The sequence below is a fragment of the Corynebacterium nasorum genome, assembly GCF_032821635.1.
GTDB lineage: Bacteria > Actinomycetota > Actinomycetes > Mycobacteriales > Mycobacteriaceae > Corynebacterium > Corynebacterium kefirresidentii.
In genome coordinates this window covers 78,006-94,182 of sequence record NZ_JAVBIE010000004.1, presented here as the reverse complement: position 1 = coordinate 94,182, position 16,177 = coordinate 78,006, and the positions used below count along the sequence as shown (strand labels likewise).

Sequence of the window (16,177 nt, the reverse complement as noted above, 5' to 3'; positions counted from 1 at the left end):
AACTACAGAGGATTTATAGTCATGACCACTGTTGCAGTAGTAGGCGCTACCGGCCAGGTCGGCCGCGTTATGCGCTCCATCTTGGAAGAACGCAATTTCCCGGCCGATAAGGTGCGCTTTTTCGCCTCTTCCCGCTCCGCCGGCACCGAGCTGGAATTCCGCGGCGAGCAGATTACCGTCGAGGACCTCGCCGAGGTTACCGAGCAATCCGTCGCCGACGTTGATATCGCCTTGTTCTCTGCCGGTGGTTCTACCTCCAAGCAATGGGCTCCAGTGTTTGCCGCGGCCGGTGCGACCGTGGTGGATAACTCTTCGGCCTACCGCAAGGATCCAGAGGTTCCCCTCATCGTCTCCGAGGTCAACCCCGAGGCAGCCAAGAACACCCCTAAGGGCATCATCGCGAACCCAAACTGCACCACCATGGCCGCTATGCCGGTGCTGAAGGTCTTGCACGATGCCGCGGGCCTGAACAAGTTGCATGTGTCCTCTTACCAGGCGGTCTCCGGCTCCGGCCTGGCCGGCGTGCAGGCGCTGGCCGCGCAGGTCTATTCGGTTGGCGAGCACAATGTGGGTTTGGTCCACGATGGCTCTGCACTCAATGACGAGGACTTTGGCCCTTATGTGGCGCCCATTGCCTATAACGCGCTGCCGATGGCCGGCAACCTCGTGGATGATGGCTCCCTAGAGACCGATGAGGAGCAAAAGCTGCGCAACGAATCCCGCAAGATCCTAGACATTCCGGAGCTGAAGGTTGCAGGTACCTGCGTGCGCATCCCGGTCTTTACCGGCCACACCCTGACCATCCACGCCGAGTTCGACAAGGCAATCACCCCCGAGCAGGCCACCGAGCTTTTGAGCGGTGCCCCGGGCGTTAAGCTTGCCGACGTCCCCACCCCGCTCGCTGCCACCGGCATCGACGAATCCTTGGTAGGCCGCATCCGTCAGGACCAGACGGTGGACGATAATAAGGGCCTCGTGCTCGTTGTCGCCGGCGATAATCTGCGCAAGGGGGCCGCGCTCAACACCATCCAGATCGCGGAGCTACTCGTTTAAGCAGGTTCCGCTTCGTCGCAGGTTACACAAAAAGCTCGGCGCCCTCCTTCCTCGTTACGGGATAAGGAGGGCGCCGAGCTTTTATCTTGATTGACGTGGGCGAGAAGGCTAGTACTCAGAGACTGGTTTGGCGGTGCCCGTAGCCTTGCCGCTATCAGCGGCAGCATCCTTCTTGCCAAAGTCAAGGTCGCTATCGGAGGACGGAACCTCCGGCTTGGTGTGCTGCACGTAGGTCACGGATGGCTCCGGATCTTCGCGGTCGTAATCGAGATCGTCATCGTTTTCGAGCTCTTCGTGGATCTCTTCGGCGATATTGGTGACGAACTCGGTGGTTTCCATATTGGACGCCGCAGCCAGCTTGCGCAGCTCGCGCTCATTTTTCTTGGTGAAGCGCTTACGCGGATCCAGGCGGCGGGAAACCAGCTCGTGCGCGCGCATGCGGCGGTCGGACTCATCCGAGAGCTTGCTGCCGTTCTTAATGCGGTTGAAGACCATCACCACGATCATCAACAGACCCAGGTAGCCCAGAATTGGGTAAACATTGCTGACCAGCGTCTGGAAGCCCACGAAGGACAGGACGAAGCCGATGATGCAGCACACAGCGTAGACAGGGTAGAAGCGCTTGGGATTATTGCGGGTCAAGCGCTTGCCCAAGGCGTAGAACATACCGATAGCCGTATTGAAGACCATGCCGTAGATAATGAAGGTCATGAACACGCCGAATACCGGGTGGATGCTCGTGATGAGGGCCAGCACCGGCATATCCTCGCCGTTGACGGTCTCGGCCTCGAAGAAGAGGGCGAAGACCAGCAGGGCTAAAAGGATCAGGTAGAGCAGGCCACCAATGAGGCCGCCGATGCCGACTGCGCGGTTATCCAGGAAGTTACCGCCAATGACGATGGACATGGACACAGCCGTCATAACGTTCAGGCCGGTGTAGTTCAACGCAGACAACCACCAGTTAGGTAGCGAGGTATCGACGTTAGCTACTGCCCAGTCATTGAGGGAAGAAAAATCAACATCTGCGTTGAGAATGGTGTAGCCGGTGGCAATCACCACGAAGATAATGATGAACGGGGTGATGGTACCGATGACCGCGGTCACGCGGTCAACATCCATCAGGCCGACGAGCAGTACCAGAATCAGCATCGCGGTGGCGCCTACCCATACAGGTATGGACGGGAATTGCTGATTGATATTCGAACCACCGCCGGCGAACATGACGAAGCCGATGGCGAATAGGGTCACCAGGGTGGACCAGTCCAAAATCTTGGCGGTAAACGGCGATGCGACCTTGTCGTAGACAGCGGTATGCTCCTCTGCCTGGAAATACGAGCCGAGCTGCAGGATGGACACGCCGGTGATCATCATCAGGCCAGCGGCTAGGGCGATGCCCCACAGACCCCACTCGCCAAAGGCTACGAAGAACTGCATGGCCTCCTGGCCGGAGGCAAAGCCTGCGCCCACGACGACGCCGATAAACGCCATGGAAATTCCGATTGCGCGTTTTAACATGAAAGGGAGAAACTCTCTTACTCACACGCGCCGGGCCCGGCATTGGGATCGCACGGGCCCGGATCGACGGTCGATTTATCACGTGTGTACACATCTAATAAACCACACATTGGACAGATTTTTCGGGCAAGAATCGCCCTAATTGTGGCCTCCTTCACCCAGTATCCGGTGTACAACCTGCAGCTAAATGCCAAAAATTGGGGCTCTTGGGGTGCAAGGTAACCAGAGCGTAACAATTTGCAGGTGAAATTATCTCGCCGCCTCAAGGGGCCGGTATGGGGGTATTAACCTGTCCCTGCGATCAGATCCTTGCGGGCGCGCGCGACGCGGGAGCGGATAGTACCTACCCGCACGCCAGCAATCTTGGCCGCCTCCTCGTACGTGTAGCCCAGCACCTGGGTGAGAATGAGGGCTTCGCGGCGGTCGGCCGGGAGGGCGTCGATAAGCGCGCGGGCATCTATCCATTCACTCCATGCCGTGGACTCTTCTGGTGCCGCACCCATGGCGTCTTCGTATTCGGTGGCAGATTTGCGCGGCCGGGCCATATCGTGGCGAATATTATCCACCCACACCCGCCGGGCTAAAGACAGCAACCACGTGCGTGCCGAGGACCGGGCCGCAAAGCGTGGCAGGGCGCTGATCACGCGCAGATAGGTCTCTTGGGTGAGATCGTCGGCGCCTTCCGGCCCGCCTAAATGCGCTAGCAAACGCCACACATCATCCTGGGTAGCCCTAATAAACTCCGTCAGCGCCGCACGGTCACCGCGACCGGCCCGAAGGGCAAGGTCGGTGACGCGGGCGTCATCTGCTGCGGAGTGGTGAGTCACCTGAATGAATCTACCAGTAGCCCCTACACTCCTTTTAGATCCCTGACAACCGGTGATTCTTTTGCCACACTGGTGGTACATATCCACTGATTGCCAGGAGGCAAAATGACTGATTTCACCGCTGATGACATCCTGAACAAGGGCCAGCGCCCCGCTGGCAAGGGCAATACCACCCGCCCGTCTGGCCAACCAGTTCCTTCCGAGAACACCTCGGTGACTGCTGGCCAGCAGGGACCAGTGGTGCTCAATGACATCCACCTCATTGAAAAGCTTGCCCACTTCAACCGCGAGCGCGTGCCGGAGCGCACCCCGCACGCTAAGGGCCACGGCGCCTTCGGTGAGCTGCACATTACGGAAGATGTATCCGCCTATACCAAGGCCAAGGTCTTCCAGAAGGGCACCGTCACCCCGATGATGGGCCGCTTTTCCACCGTCGCCGGTGAGCAGGGATCCCCGGATACCTGGCGCGATGTACACGGCTTTGCGCTGCGTTTCTACACCGAGGAAGGCAACCTCGATATCGTGGGCAATAACACCCCAGTCTTCTTTGTTCGCGATGGTCAGAAGTTCCCTGACTTCATCCACTCCCAGAAGCGTCTGGGCACCAATGGTTTGCGTGATGCGGATATGCAGTGGGATTTCTGGACCCGCAACCCGGAGTCTGCCCACCAGGTCACCTACCTCATGGGTGACCGCGGCACCCCGAAGTCGACCCGCCACCAAAATGGTTACGGCTCCCACACCTTCCAGTGGGTAAATGAAGAAGGCGAGGCTTTCTGGGTGAAGTACCACTTTAAGACCCGCCAGGGCGTAGAGAACTTCACCGACGAGGAGGCCACCACCACCGCCGGCCAGAACCCGGATTGCCACCGCGAGGACCTCTACAACGCCATCGAGGAGGGCAATTACCCAGTCTGGGACGTCAAGGTACAGATCATGCCGCTGGATGAGGCGGAGAACTATCGCTTTAATCCTTTCGACCTAACCAAGGTCTGGTCCAAGAAGGATTACCCGCTGCACGATGTGGGCTACTTCGTGCTCAACCGCAACCCACGCAATTTCTTTGCGCAGATTGAGCAGGTGGCGCTCGATCCATCCAATATCGTGCCGGGTGTTGGTCTCTCCCCAGATAAGATGCTGCAGGCACGCGTTTTCGCCTACGCTGACCAGCAGCGCTACCGCATCGGTGCTAACTATAAGCAGCTGCCGGTAAACCAGCCGCAGAACGTGGATGAGGTCAATACCTACGAGCACGAGGGCAGCATGCAGTTCCTTTTCAATGCCCCGGAGGATCCGGTGTACTCGCCGAACCGCTATGAAAAGGGCACTGGCGTGCTTGACGACGCCGCTGTGAATGACCGCTCCCAGCTCGAGACCACCACCGCGGCGGAGCTTTATATCAATCCGGAGTCCTACGGCGGCGATCTGGTGCGGGCACCGTACGTTCGCCACTCCGAAGATGATGATTTCGTGCAGGCGCGCGACTTGTACGAAAACGTCTATGATGACGCCGCCAAGGAGCGCTTGGTTACCAATATCACCAATGCTATGGCAGGTGTATCTGAGGAAACCGAGGAGCGCATTTATGACTACTGGACTAAGGTACACCCAGCCCTTGGCCAGCGCGTGCGTGAGGTCTACGCCGAGAAGAAGTAATCCTTCCGCGGCAGTCCCTCCGCACTAAAAACGCCGCCCCCGTATCGCGCAGCTATAAAGCGCGGTACGGGGGCGAAGTCATGCTGTGCGACTAGTCGCAGCGGCGCATATTTTCGGTAAGGAAAGCGGGCGCACCCTCGGCGGCCCATTTGTCTACGTCGTAGCACGGGGCGGTCATGCCGGAGGTGGCTTGGCCAATGGGCTCAATGGCTACCCACTGGCCATTGTCGTAGCGTGCCCAAGCCGTCCAGTCCGTGCTGTCCTTGCCGAAGTGCGCCCATTGACCATCGCAGTCACTGACTCGGATATTTGTCATGCTTGGGGCCGCGGGCTGCAGTGCTTCTGGGGAACAATCGCCCTGGCCTGTATCGGCGGGCGCGGCGGCTTGGTCTTCGCTCTCTTTATCGCCGGCTTCTGCGGGGGATGAGGAGGGAGCTGCTTCTACGGAAGTAGGTTCAGCCTCGGCGGTGGTCTCTGCGGCTGCCGACGTGGTGGCCTCACTCGTGGCTTCTTCGGAGGAGGTCTCCTCGGCGGAGGAGCTAAGAGCAGCGGCATCGGAAAACTCGGGTTCTGCGGACGTATCGGCGTCGTTGGAGCAGGCAACAAGGCCAAAGCACAGCGGCACGAAGGCCGCGGTGGCAAGGTAACGGGAAGGAGCTAGGGAATAAATGTGGGGCATGCCATATATTCTAGAGTAATCGGCAATGTGGGGTGCTCGGCGCGCCTGCAGCAGGGGAGTGACCTGCAAGGATAGGTTCATTACCATGACCTCACGCCTTGCTTCCCCAGACGCTGCGTCTCCCTCCCGGTGGCGCAGCGTCCTCTTGATCTTCTTGCTTGCCCTGCCGTTGGTTATCGGAGCTACGGTGGCGGGTCTCGCGCAGTGGGAACCTGCCCATGCTTGGTCTAGCGCCGCGCAGCCGTTTGGCGCGCCACGGGAAAATTCTTCCTCTCCAGAGGTGAAAGAAGCCGCCGAAGCAGCCAGCCGCGCCCAGGCACAGGCAAGCATGCTTAAATCGGGCGCCAAGCAGCTTGATGACGGCACGGGGGAGCTCAACAGGGGGGCCGATGAGCTTGGAGGGGGCGTCGACAAGCTGGCGACGGGCTCCCAAGAACTGGTATCCGGCCTCAATCAGCTGCAGTCTGGAACCAATACGCTCGGTGGCGGCGCCACGGAGCTGGCCAATGGCGTAGGTGGCGCTGTGGACCAGGTGGTCGGCCTCGGGGCCGTCCAGGGGCAGATCCTGCAGGCCATCGATGGCACGATGCACGATCTAGAAGGCAATAAATCCAAAGAAGCGAAGGATATTCGCGCGCAGCTGGGTGATCTCCGCGCGCAGGTGAATAATTTCCGCCTGGATAATTCGGTAACTGGCCAGCTCAAGAAGCTCAAGGACGGCTCGCGCGATCTGTCCAATCAGTTGGCAGTCAATGGCTACGCCTATCACGATGGCGTGAATCAGGCGGTATCGGGCGCGCAAGAGCTCAATGAGGGTATAGCGGAGCTTAGCAAGCGCGTCGGTGAGGCGCAGGAAGGCGTGGACAAGCTTGACGACGGCGCCGGCAAGCTCTCCGGCATGGCGGCCCAAAATCAGACGAACGTGGGCGATATTCAGCGTGCCCTGCCGCCGGTGCCTACTGCATCCCAAGGCCCGACGCATTTGCTGAGTCCTATTGTGGCGCTGCTGATCTCCGCCTTGGTCTTGCTCGCAGGTGCGGCAGCTGGCATGGCCTGGCACGTAGGGTTCCGCCCTTGGCTAATGGTGGCTGGCGGAACGCTGGCTGCGGTGGCCATCGGGGAAATCCTCCTCTTCGTGCTTGCCACTGGTTTTACTCCCGTGGCGGCGGCTTGGGCTGGGGTGGCGCTTCTCCTGGGCGCGCTGTCCATGACGGCCATTACGCGTGGCCTGCTAGGCCTGTGCGGTATTACTGCCGGCAGTATTCTTGCGGCACTCTTTGGCATCGGCCAGACCGCGCTGGTGGGCTGGTTGTGGAAATCCGCTGCAATTGCCGGGGTTTCTAAGGTATGGCAAGTTATTTCTAATCTTTTGCCGCTGAATTGGACTACCGCGGCTGTCACGGTGGCGGGCAACGAAGGCGAACAAGCCGTCCTCTGGGCTGGGATTGCGGTATTGTTGGCTGTCACTCTCGTTGGGTTAAGTGCAAAATGGTGGGCCTTGTCCACAGTAAAAACTAAAGATTCGGTTAATTAGGTCTGAAAATGCAGACCTAAGAATAAAAAATATTGGTGGAAACTGGGAATCTTGGTGTCCGCTACCGTTTGCATTGTGTGAATGCTACAGTTGGTCTTGCTCACAAAGCCTACTTAGGGGGTAGGCAAACGGTTTCTCCAATCCGTTGTGAGTGATAGGGAATAGGGACGACGCGGCGCTGTAGGGGCACCGCGTCGTTTCCCATATATGGGGTATTTATCTGCATTTTCTGCGCAAGAATCCGTACACAACGGCCGCCGTTTTATCGGGGTGGGGTAGTTTTCACGCTTTGCATACCTTTTTGACGACACTTATCTATAGACAATTCAATTCAAAGTGGTGTGAATTTTTTTGAGGTAGTGGTAGTGCTGCCGGTGGCCAGGGTTTAATCTGAGTCACACCCCGTCTATCTGTGTCACGTGCGGCACGGCGGGACGTCAACTTGTAAAGGAGCACTATGCAGACCCCGCTCGGCCTTACGACCGTAGGCCTTTTGGTCATTTTCGTGACGGTGGGAATTTTAATTCGCGGCCGGGTAAACCCCATCATTCCCATGACATTGGTGCCTGTAGTTGGTGCCCTAGTATGTGGATTTGGTCTAGGCGAAATATCTGACTTTTTCAGTGAAGGCTTAAGTTCCGTCATCAACGTTGTGGTGATGTTTATCTTTGCCATCATCTTCTTTGGCATATTGCAAGATGTTGGCCTATTTACTCCGGTTATCCGCGCGCTCATCAAGGCTACCCGCGGAAAAATCATGGCCGTAACGTTGGGCACTGCGGCGATCGGCGTAGTAGCGCACCTCGATGGATCTGGTTCTACCACCTTCCTTATCACCATCCCCGCGCTACTCCCGCTCTATCGTGCGCTGAATATGTCGCGCTACGTGCTTATCACCATTGTGGCGATGGCCGCCTCCATAATGAATATGGTTCCTTGGGGCGGCCCGCTAGGCCGGGCCGGCGCCGTAGTCGATCAAGAGCCCAATGCCATCTGGGTGCAACTTTTGCCCATGCAGGGCGTAGCGATTGTGCTGGTCTTCCTTTTGGCTGCGCTTTTGGGGTGGCGGGAAAAGCGCCGCATAGCGGGTTTGCGCGAAAGCGGCGAATTAGCAGGCGGCACGGCAGTAGACGTGAATGAATTGGCCGATGAATTCGCTGCTGCACAGGTACGTGAACAACATAAATTGGGCTACCACTTCCGCACGGGACGCTGGGTTACCGTGGTCAACGTTGTCGTAGCCCTTGCGGTCTTAGTGGCTCTGCTATCGGGCGTAGTTCCGCCCGCCCCAGCCTTCCTCGTGGCCACTACTATCACGCTAGCCATTAATTTCAGCGGTTCCATGGAACAAGGCGAGGCCCTACGGCGCCATGCGCCTAATGCATTGGCCATGGCGGGCGTCATTCTTGCCGCGGCCATGTTCTTGGGCGTTCTCAATGAAACGAAGATGCTTGAAGAAATCGCCCTGACGCTAGTTAACGTCTTGCCGGAGGGTGTCGCGCCGCATCTCCACGTTATTGTGGGCTTCTTTGGTGTACCGCTTGACTTGTTGACCTCGACGGATGCCTATTACTTCTCAGTTCTTCCTATTGTTCAGGGAACCGTGGAAAGCTTTGGGGTCAGCGGTATGGGTGCGGCTTGCGCGCTCATCATTGGCAACGTGGTGGGCACCTTCGTCTCGCCGTTCTCACCCGCATTATGGTTGGCGTTGGGGCTAGCGGAAGGCCAGATGGGTAAATATCTCAAGCTGGCTTTCCCCATTGCGTGGCTATTTTCCGCCATCTTGGTGGCCGCGGCGCTGTTTATGGGAATGTTGGCCTAGTAAAGAAAAGGCCCGCAGCACAGCTGCGGGCTCATGGTCGGGATAACAGGATTTGAACCTGCGACCTCTTCGTCCCGAACGAAGCGCGCTACCAACCTGCGCCATATCCCGGCGTTCCGCCTTGAAAAGCGGTACCTCGATACTTTAACGCAAGCTAAGCGCAATCAACAAAACGGCAGGTGGTTGCGTTTAGTCCACCTCAGTGATTTTTAGCAGCGTGGCGGAGGGCCGGCAGAAGATGCGTACGGGGGCAAATTTGGAGGTGCCCAAGCCATTGGAGACATGCATTTTCATCGGGCCGAAATCGTGGAGCCCCTGCACGCGGTCGCGGTCGATGCCGCAATTGGTTACCAGTGCACGGGATCCCGGCAGGCAAATTTGGCCGCCGTGGGTGTGACCAGAGAGCGAGAGTTGGTAGCCGTCGGCCGCGAACTTCTCCAGCACGCGGGGTTCGGGAGCGTGGAGGAGGGCCAGGGACAAATCAGCATCCTCGTTGGGAGGACCCGCGATTTCGGAGTAATCATCCAGATCGTGGTGTGGATCGTCCACGCCGGCGGCGGCAAGACGGACGTTGCCCACCTTAAACTCATGCCGAGCCTGGTTGGCATCGCGCCATCCGTGCTCCATAAAGGCGGCGCGCATACCGCGCCAGGGCAGATCCACATAGGAAGGCTCCCGCTTTTTGCCCAGCAGATACTTGAAGGGATTGACCGGACGCGGGGCCCAGTAGTCATTGGTGCCAAAGACAAAGAGGCCGGGGCGGGCCAGCAGCGGACCGAGAGCGCGCAGCGTATCGGGTACGGCCTGCTGATCGGAGAGATTATCGCCGGTGTTGACTACGAGGTCCGGCTCCAGGGCGTCGAGGGCGGAGACCCAGGCAATCTTGGTCTCTTGGTCCGGGATCATGTGCAGATCAGAAAGGTGGAGCAACCGAAATTCCGGCTTGCCACGCAGAGTGCCCTTGGGCAGGAGAGGGAGCGTATATTCCTTGAGCTCGAATTTGGTCAGTTCGCTATAGCCCCATGCTGCGGCGCCCAGGCCCGCAGCGGTGAGGCCGCCAAGAATACGTAAAAGTTTCACGGCTACCACCCTACCTGGCGTACATTGATAGGCATGAGCGAGCTAAAACAAACCATCCGTGCAGATCTGAAAACCGCAATGAAGGCGAAGGAGAAGCAGCGCACCAGCGCCATCCGTGCCTTGCTGGCCGCCATCCAGGCCGAGGAGACTAACGGCTCCCGGCACGAGCTGGAGGACGCCGATATCCTTAAGGTAATTGCGCGCGAAATCAAAAAGCGCCGCGAGTCCGCCGAGGTCTATGAGGAAAATGGGCGTCCGGAGTTGGCTGAAGCCGAGCTTGCTGATGTCCCCTTCTTCGAGGCCTACCAGCCCCGCCAGCTAGACGAGTCCGAGCTGCAGGCCTTGGTGAAGGAATCCATCGCCGAGGTCGAAGCCGAAAACGGCGAAGCACCCACCATGAAGCAGATGGGTGCCGTAATGAAGGTGGCCAATGCCAAGGCCGCCGGCCAAGCGGACGGCAAGCGCCTGTCCGCTGAGGTCAAAGCCCAGCTGAGCTAGAGCGGGCGAGACCACACTGGGCGGCGGAGCCTAGCGGCCAAGCAGGCTGCGGATATCGTTGGCAAAGTTATCGATGTCCTCTTGGCGGATGCCAAAGTCTTCCGGCGAGAATCCGCCCCCTCCACCGTCACCGCCTGTGCCGCCAGTCGAGCGGCCCGGACTAGTAGCACCGTCGGTATTAGCGCCGCCGGTGCTATTTTGCGTGCCGGTGGAGTTAGCATCGGCCACGCCGGAGGAGGGGGATTGGGAGGCCCCGGCGCCGTCGGAGAGCTGCAGCGTAATTTCTGCCCCCTTCTTCTTTCCGTCCTTGCCGGTAATGGCGCGAACTACGCGGCCATAAGGCACATCGCCGCCGATGACGCGGGAAGTCTTGACCACATAGCCCTTAGCTTCCAAGGCCTGGCGCGCCTCGGCCTCGGACTTGCCACGCAGGCCATCTAGGGTCTTATCGGCCGTGGTGCCGTTATCGTATTTCTTATTGTAATTCGGCAGACCAGCCTTGGTTGCTATCGGCAGCTGGGAGGCCATGCTGAAGAAGGTCTGCGCCGGCTCCAGGCCGCCGTAGAGGTTGCCCCAACCCGCACACTGGCGCACCGGGCCAGTACACAGCGGGACGGTGGAGGTGCCGTCGTTATAAATATAAGGAGCGGCGGAAATGCCCTCATTGAATCCCAAGAAAGCAGAGGACTGGTTGGACTCGGTGGTGCCGGTCTTTGCCGCGATAGGGCTGGAATAGCCGGCCGCCTGGGCGGCATCTTTGGCCGTGCCCTGCTTGGCATCTTCGGACAAAGCATTGCTCATGGCGCGGGCCACGTCCTTATCCACCGCCTGCTCACAAGGGGTTTCTTTAAGGTAGACCTCGTTGCCTTCCTTATCGGTGATCTGGGCGATGGGGTTGGGTTCACACCATTTGCCATCCGAGGCCAGCGTGGCACCCACATTGGCTAGCTCCAGCGGGTTGACCTGGTCTGGGCCCAGGGTAAAGGAACCCGAATTGGCTTCCTTGGTGTGCTGGGCAATCGAGGTGTCCTTATCAAAGCTGCCCTTGTCATCGTAGGAGCGCAGGCCCAAGCGCACGGCCATATCAACGATGGGGGCTACGCCTACCTGCTCGGTGAGCTTGATAAAAGGCGTATTGGGCGAGTGGGCCAGTGCTTCCTGCAGCGTCATGGTGGCCTTATAGGCGCCAGCGTTTTCCACGCAGTAGCGGTCCGCCGGGCAGCCGGCGGCGCCGCCGTGACCAAGGCCTTCCGCCTCGTAGCGGGTGGGCACATCCACGGTGTTTTTAATGCCATAGCCTGCCTCAAGCGCGGCCGCGGCGGCAAAGACCTTAAACACGGAGCCGGCGCCGTTGCCTACCAGGGAATAGGGCTGCGGCAGGATGGTTTCATTCTTGTCCAAGTCCAAGCCATAGTCACGGGAGGAGACCATGGCCAGCACCTTGCGATCCGATTTACCGGGTTTGATGACGTCCATGACTTCCGCCACGCCCGGGGCGTCCGGGTTGGTGTGGCTTTGCACGGCCTGAAGGGCCTTATTTTGCACCGTTGGATCCAGCGTGGTTTTGATGGTGTAGCCACCGCGCGCCAGCTGTTCTTCGCTAATGCCCTTCTTATCCAGGTACTTCAGCACATAATCACAGTAGAAACCGCGGTCACCCGCGCCGATGCAGCCATTGGCTAGCGTTTGGGGCTTCTTGCCGACGCCCAGCTTTTCCCCCTTATACTTATCCGCTTCCTGCTGCTTGATATAGCCGTTATCCGCCATGGATTGCAGGACGAGATTGCGCCTTTCGGTTACTTCGCCAGTGTTGGTATAGGGGTTGAGACGCTCAGAGGATTGGACCATGCCCGCCAGCATTGCTGCTTGTGGCACCGTGAGCTCAGAGGCGTGGGTGCCAAAATAGGTGCGGGCTGCGGCCTCGACGCCATAGGCATGGTTACCAAAAGACACCAGGTTGAGATAGTTGGTGAGGATGTCATCCTTATCTAACTCCTCATCCATCTTGGTAGCCATGCGCATCTCGCGCAGCTTGCGGGTTATGGATTGCTCGGTGGCCGCGGCACGCTCTTCATCGGTGGTAGCAGAAACCAACAGCAAGTAGTTCTTTACGTACTGCTGATCGATGGTAGAAGCACCCTGGGAGACACCACCCGAGGTCAGGTTGGTCCACAGTGCGCGGAAATTGCCCTGGAAGTCTACGCCTTCGTGATCATAAAAGCGCTCGTCCTCAATGGAGACGATGGCGTTTTTCATGGCTTTAGAAATCTTCTTGCCCTCCACTGGGTGGCGGCGCTGGCTGAAGACATAGGCCATGTCCTTGCCCTTGGCATCTTTAATGGTGGTGACGCCAGGGATATTTCCGGCCGTCAGATCTTGCAGGTCAGATTGCATGGTTTCGTTAGTACGGGCAATCGCTACCCCGGAAATGCCCGCGAAGGGGGCAAGGGCCAGGGCGATCAGCGCGCCTACCAAGACCGTAGACAGGGCTATCTTGGCCAAAGATTTGATGACAGTCACGCCCCATACACTACGTGGTCGCCCTCGGTGGGGGGAAGATCACTCGCACCCCCTAAAGTGTGACGTGTTAGACAATCTTCTACCTGGGTGAATAGACTTAGGCGCGTTACATAGTATTCCGTCTGGGAAGGAGCACACTCACCCATGACCGTTCGTGTGAAGACTGCTGGAATGTCTAATACAGCCCGAAATCCCGAGCGTGGTGAGTGGGTTACCCAGGCTAAATGCCGTAAGGGTGACCCGGATGCCCTCTTTGTGCGCGGTGCAGAACAGCGCAAGGCGGCGGTCATCTGCCGCCACTGCCCGGTGTTGACCGAATGCCGTGCCGATGCTTTGGATAACCGCGTCGAGTTTGGTGTTTGGGGCGGGCTGACCGAGCGTCAGCGCCGTGCATTGCTGCGCAAGAACCCTCACATCACGGATTGGGCGCACTACTTGGCTGAGGGCGGCGAGCTCGTCGGGATTTAAGAATTTTGACGGCGTGGGGCGTATTTAATAGTTAGAATGGGACCCATGACTAAATGGGAATACGCAACCGCACCTGTTCTTACCCACGCTACGAAGCAGATCCTCGATTCTTGGGGTGAAGACGGCTGGGAACTGGTTACCGTCACCCCTGGCCCGAACCCAGAAAACGTCGTGGCCTACTTCAAGCGCGAGGTGGCAGAGTAAATGGGCTTTCATGCTCGCTTGCAGGAGCTGGGGTACGAGCTACCGGGCGTCGCCAAGCCGCTAGCTTCCTATGTGCCGGCCGTACGCGTAGGGAATCAGGTCTGGACCTCCGGTCAGCTTCCCCTCGTGGAGGGAACCTTGCCGCTGACCGGCAAGGTTGGTGCCGAAATCACTACGGAACAAGCCCAAGAACAGGCCCGTATCGCGGCGCTCAATGCGCTCGCCGCCATCGATGCTGAGGTGGGCCTAGATAATATCTCCCGCGTGCTAAAGATTGTGGGGTTCGTGGCTTCTGATCCGGGCTATGCAGATCAGCCAGCAGTTATCAATGGCGCCTCGGATTTCATTGGTGAAGTCTTTGGGGATGCCGGAACGCATGCTCGCTCCGCCGTTGGTGTGGCTGCGTTGCCTAAAAACGCGCCGGTAGAGATCGAACTAATCGTAGAAATTGCTGCTTGATCGGATAGGCTAGTAACTATGGAGCACCCTGCATATAGTCAATTGCGTCTCGTCAGCCAATCCGTTGGCGTAGTCCTTTGTGATAACCCCAGCTACACCGCCCTTGAGGGGACGAATACGTGGATTATTCGCGCCGCTGAAGACTCCCGGGCGATCGTCGTAGACCCGGGTCCAGAGGATGAAGGCCATCTCAACGTTGTGCACCGCAACGCAGGTGAGGTGGCATTGATTTTGATTACTCACCGCCACGATGATCACGCATCTGGCGCGCAGCGCCTGCGGCAGATGACCGGCGCCCCCATTCGCGCATTCGATCCGAGTTACTGCAACGGTGCCGAGGCGCTGCAGGATGGTGAGCATATCTCCCTCGACGGCATCACCCCTCGCCTCGAGGTTGTTCACACCCCTGGCCATACCGCGGACTCCACCTGCTTTTTTGTGTGGAGCGGTGAAGTAGGAAACTCCCGTCTCGAAGGCATTATTTCCGGTGACACCATCGCAGGCCGTCACACCGTTTTGCTTTCGGAGACGGACGGAAACTTGGCCGACTATCTGCACACCTTGGATACCCTAGAGGAGCGCGGTAAGGATATCGCGTTGTTCCCAGGGCACGGGCCAGATTTGGATGACACGTCCCAGGTAGCTCGCAAGTATATCGACCGCCGCCACTACCGCCTTGATCAGATTAAGGAGATCCGCTCCCGCTTGGGTGAGGATGTAGATCTGAATACCCTGGTCAACGAGATGTACGATGATGTGGATCCGGTACTGCGCCACGCTGCGGAGCAGTCCACTCGCACCGCGCTGAAGTATTTGGACGGCAAGACTAAATAAGCCGTATCTCCTATGTGCCCCTTTTTCCTCCTAGTAGGAAAAGGGGCTTAATTGTTTTAGCCCCTGCGCTGGTGCACCAGGGAAGTGGGGCTGGCCTTCACGTAATGCTGGGCAAGGGGGGGCGAAAACCAGCGAAACCCCCGCTTTAAGCGGGGGTGTGGCGAGCTCGCGCTTACTTAGCGAGCGCGGCGGGCGAGGTGCTCGGTATCGACAATGAGCACGGACTTGCCCTCGAGGCGGATCCAACCGCGGTGGGCAAAGGTGGCGAGCGCCTTGTTGACGGTCTCACGAGAGGCGCCGACCAGTTGGGCAATCTCTTCCTGGGTGAGATCGTGGTTTACGCGCAGGGCGCTGCCTTCCTGGACGCCGAAGCGATTGGCCAGCTGCAGCAAAGTCTTTGCCACGCGGCCGGGAACATCCGTGAAGATGAGGTCGGCCAAGTTGGCGTTGGTGCGACGCAGGCGGCGTGCCAAGACGCGTAGCAGCTGCTGTGCGATTTCGGGGTGGTCACCAACCCACTTCTTGAGCAGCTCGGAGTTCATGGTGGCCGCCTGAACTTCGGTCACGCATACTGCGGAAGAGGTGCGCGGGCCCGGGTCGAAGATGGACAGCTCGCCGAACATATCGGATGGGCCCATGACGGTCAGGAGGTTTTCGCGGCCGTCCGGGGCGTGGCGAGCGAGCTTAATCTTGCCCGAGGTGATGATGTACAAGCGGTCACCAGGTTCGCCCTCGTCGAAGATGGTGGTTCCGCGCGGATAGCGCACGGTCTCCATCTGCTCGATGAGGTGCTGCACTGCAACGGGATCAACGCCTTGGAAGATTCCGGCGCGGGAGAGGATGTCCTGTACGCCTTCCACGTTTTACTCCTTGGATGTCGACTACGAAAGTCCATAGATGCGCCTGCGCCACATCTGGGTGCGGTCTTTCATGCACTCGACAATGCGGAACAAGCGGGGTCACTGTGTAACGAGTTTCATCTTACAGTGTAATTGGTCACTTTTGGTACTTCAGTGAATTTTTGTCAC

The 16,177-nt window shown here is 58.6% G+C and carries 15 protein-coding genes and 1 tRNA gene; 9 read left to right on the top strand and 7 right to left on the bottom strand.

Translation table 11 applies throughout. The annotated features are described in order from the left end of the window. Positions 1-21 precede the first annotated feature (21 nt). On the top strand, positions 22-1,053 hold the full coding sequence (locus RAE07_RS04885) for an aspartate-semialdehyde dehydrogenase (RefSeq protein WP_317001429.1): 1,032 nt from the start codon (positions 22-24) through the stop codon (positions 1,051-1,053). Positions 1,054-1,161: 108 nt separating this feature from the next. Here RAE07_RS04885 and RAE07_RS04880 read toward each other — a convergent pair whose 3' ends face one another. Together RAE07_RS04880 and RAE07_RS04875 are read right to left on the bottom strand one after the other, a co-directional pair. Further along, positions 1,162-2,568 carry a YkvI family membrane protein gene (locus RAE07_RS04880; RefSeq protein WP_317001428.1) on the bottom strand — a complete coding sequence of 469 codons (1,407 nt, stop codon included), beginning with the start codon at positions 2,566-2,568 and terminating at the stop codon, positions 1,162-1,164. 284 nt (positions 2,569-2,852) lie between these two features. Beyond that, positions 2,853-3,395, bottom strand: coding sequence for an RNA polymerase sigma factor (locus RAE07_RS04875; RefSeq protein WP_200288363.1), 543 nt, complete (start codon positions 3,393-3,395; stop codon positions 2,853-2,855). A gap of 105 nt (positions 3,396-3,500) precedes the next feature. Between RAE07_RS04875 and RAE07_RS04870 the strand changes: the two genes are divergently transcribed. Continuing rightward, positions 3,501-5,051, top strand: a complete 1,551-nt coding sequence (locus tag RAE07_RS04870) for a catalase (protein WP_316331003.1) — start codon at positions 3,501-3,503, stop codon at positions 5,049-5,051. A 91-nt stretch (positions 5,052-5,142) separates the two neighbouring features. Here RAE07_RS04870 and RAE07_RS04865 read toward each other — a convergent pair whose 3' ends face one another. After that, positions 5,143-5,730, bottom strand: coding sequence for a hypothetical protein (locus tag RAE07_RS04865; protein ID WP_317001427.1), 588 nt, complete (start codon positions 5,728-5,730; stop codon positions 5,143-5,145). A gap of 85 nt (positions 5,731-5,815) precedes the next feature. Between RAE07_RS04865 and RAE07_RS04860 the strand changes: the two genes are divergently transcribed. Continuing rightward, entirely contained in the window at positions 5,816-7,264 is a 1,449-nt protein-coding gene (locus RAE07_RS04860; protein ID WP_317001426.1) for a hypothetical protein, read from the top strand. 457 nt (positions 7,265-7,721) lie between these two features. Beyond that, complete coding sequence (locus RAE07_RS04855) at positions 7,722-9,086, top strand: CitMHS family transporter (protein WP_317001425.1); 1,365 nt, start codon at positions 7,722-7,724, stop codon at positions 9,084-9,086. 34 nt (positions 9,087-9,120) lie between these two features. On the opposite strand, the gene RAE07_RS04850 is transcribed toward RAE07_RS04855, so the two are convergent. Next, positions 9,121-9,197: transfer RNA gene (locus RAE07_RS04850), tRNA-Pro, on the bottom strand. A gap of 78 nt (positions 9,198-9,275) precedes the next feature. Beyond that, complete coding sequence (locus RAE07_RS04845; protein WP_200288358.1) at positions 9,276-10,166, bottom strand: metallophosphoesterase; 891 nt, start codon at positions 10,164-10,166, stop codon at positions 9,276-9,278. Positions 10,167-10,199: 33 nt separating this feature from the next. On the opposite strand from RAE07_RS04845, the gene RAE07_RS04840 reads away from it, so the two are divergent. Further along, positions 10,200-10,664, top strand: coding sequence for a GatB/YqeY domain-containing protein (locus RAE07_RS04840; protein ID WP_023020406.1), 465 nt, complete (start codon positions 10,200-10,202; stop codon positions 10,662-10,664). A gap of 30 nt (positions 10,665-10,694) precedes the next feature. Here RAE07_RS04840 and RAE07_RS04835 read toward each other — a convergent pair whose 3' ends face one another. After that, positions 10,695-13,184, bottom strand: coding sequence for a transglycosylase domain-containing protein (locus RAE07_RS04835; RefSeq protein WP_200288357.1), 2,490 nt, complete (start codon positions 13,182-13,184; stop codon positions 10,695-10,697). A 144-nt stretch (positions 13,185-13,328) separates the two neighbouring features. Here RAE07_RS04835 and RAE07_RS04830 point away from each other — a divergent pair, with 144 nt between their 5' ends. Genes RAE07_RS04830 through RAE07_RS04815 form a run of 4 tightly spaced genes read left to right on the top strand, consistent with a single transcriptional unit; the run spans position 13,329 to position 15,149 of the window. Next, positions 13,329-13,652 (top strand): WhiB family transcriptional regulator, encoded by a 324-nt coding sequence (locus RAE07_RS04830; protein WP_023020408.1) that lies wholly within the window; start codon positions 13,329-13,331, stop codon positions 13,650-13,652. A 45-nt stretch (positions 13,653-13,697) separates the two neighbouring features. Then, positions 13,698-13,856: a Sp36 family protein gene (sp36, locus tag RAE07_RS04825; RefSeq protein WP_005323131.1), complete on the top strand. Its 159-nt coding sequence runs from the start codon at positions 13,698-13,700 to the stop codon at positions 13,854-13,856. Beyond that, entirely contained in the window at positions 13,857-14,315 is a 459-nt protein-coding gene (locus RAE07_RS04820; protein ID WP_239207842.1) for a RidA family protein, read from the top strand. It abuts the gene before it with no gap. 18 nt (positions 14,316-14,333) lie between these two features. After that, positions 14,334-15,149 carry an MBL fold metallo-hydrolase gene (locus RAE07_RS04815; RefSeq protein WP_200288356.1) on the top strand — a complete coding sequence of 272 codons (816 nt, stop codon included), beginning with the start codon at positions 14,334-14,336 and terminating at the stop codon, positions 15,147-15,149. A 176-nt stretch (positions 15,150-15,325) separates the two neighbouring features. Here the strand turns inward: RAE07_RS04815 and glxR are convergent, their stop codons facing one another. Next, positions 15,326-16,009 (bottom strand): CRP-like cAMP-activated global transcriptional regulator GlxR, encoded by a 684-nt coding sequence (gene glxR, locus RAE07_RS04810; protein ID WP_005323128.1) that lies wholly within the window; start codon positions 16,007-16,009, stop codon positions 15,326-15,328. Between the last annotated feature and the right edge of the window lie 168 nt (positions 16,010-16,177).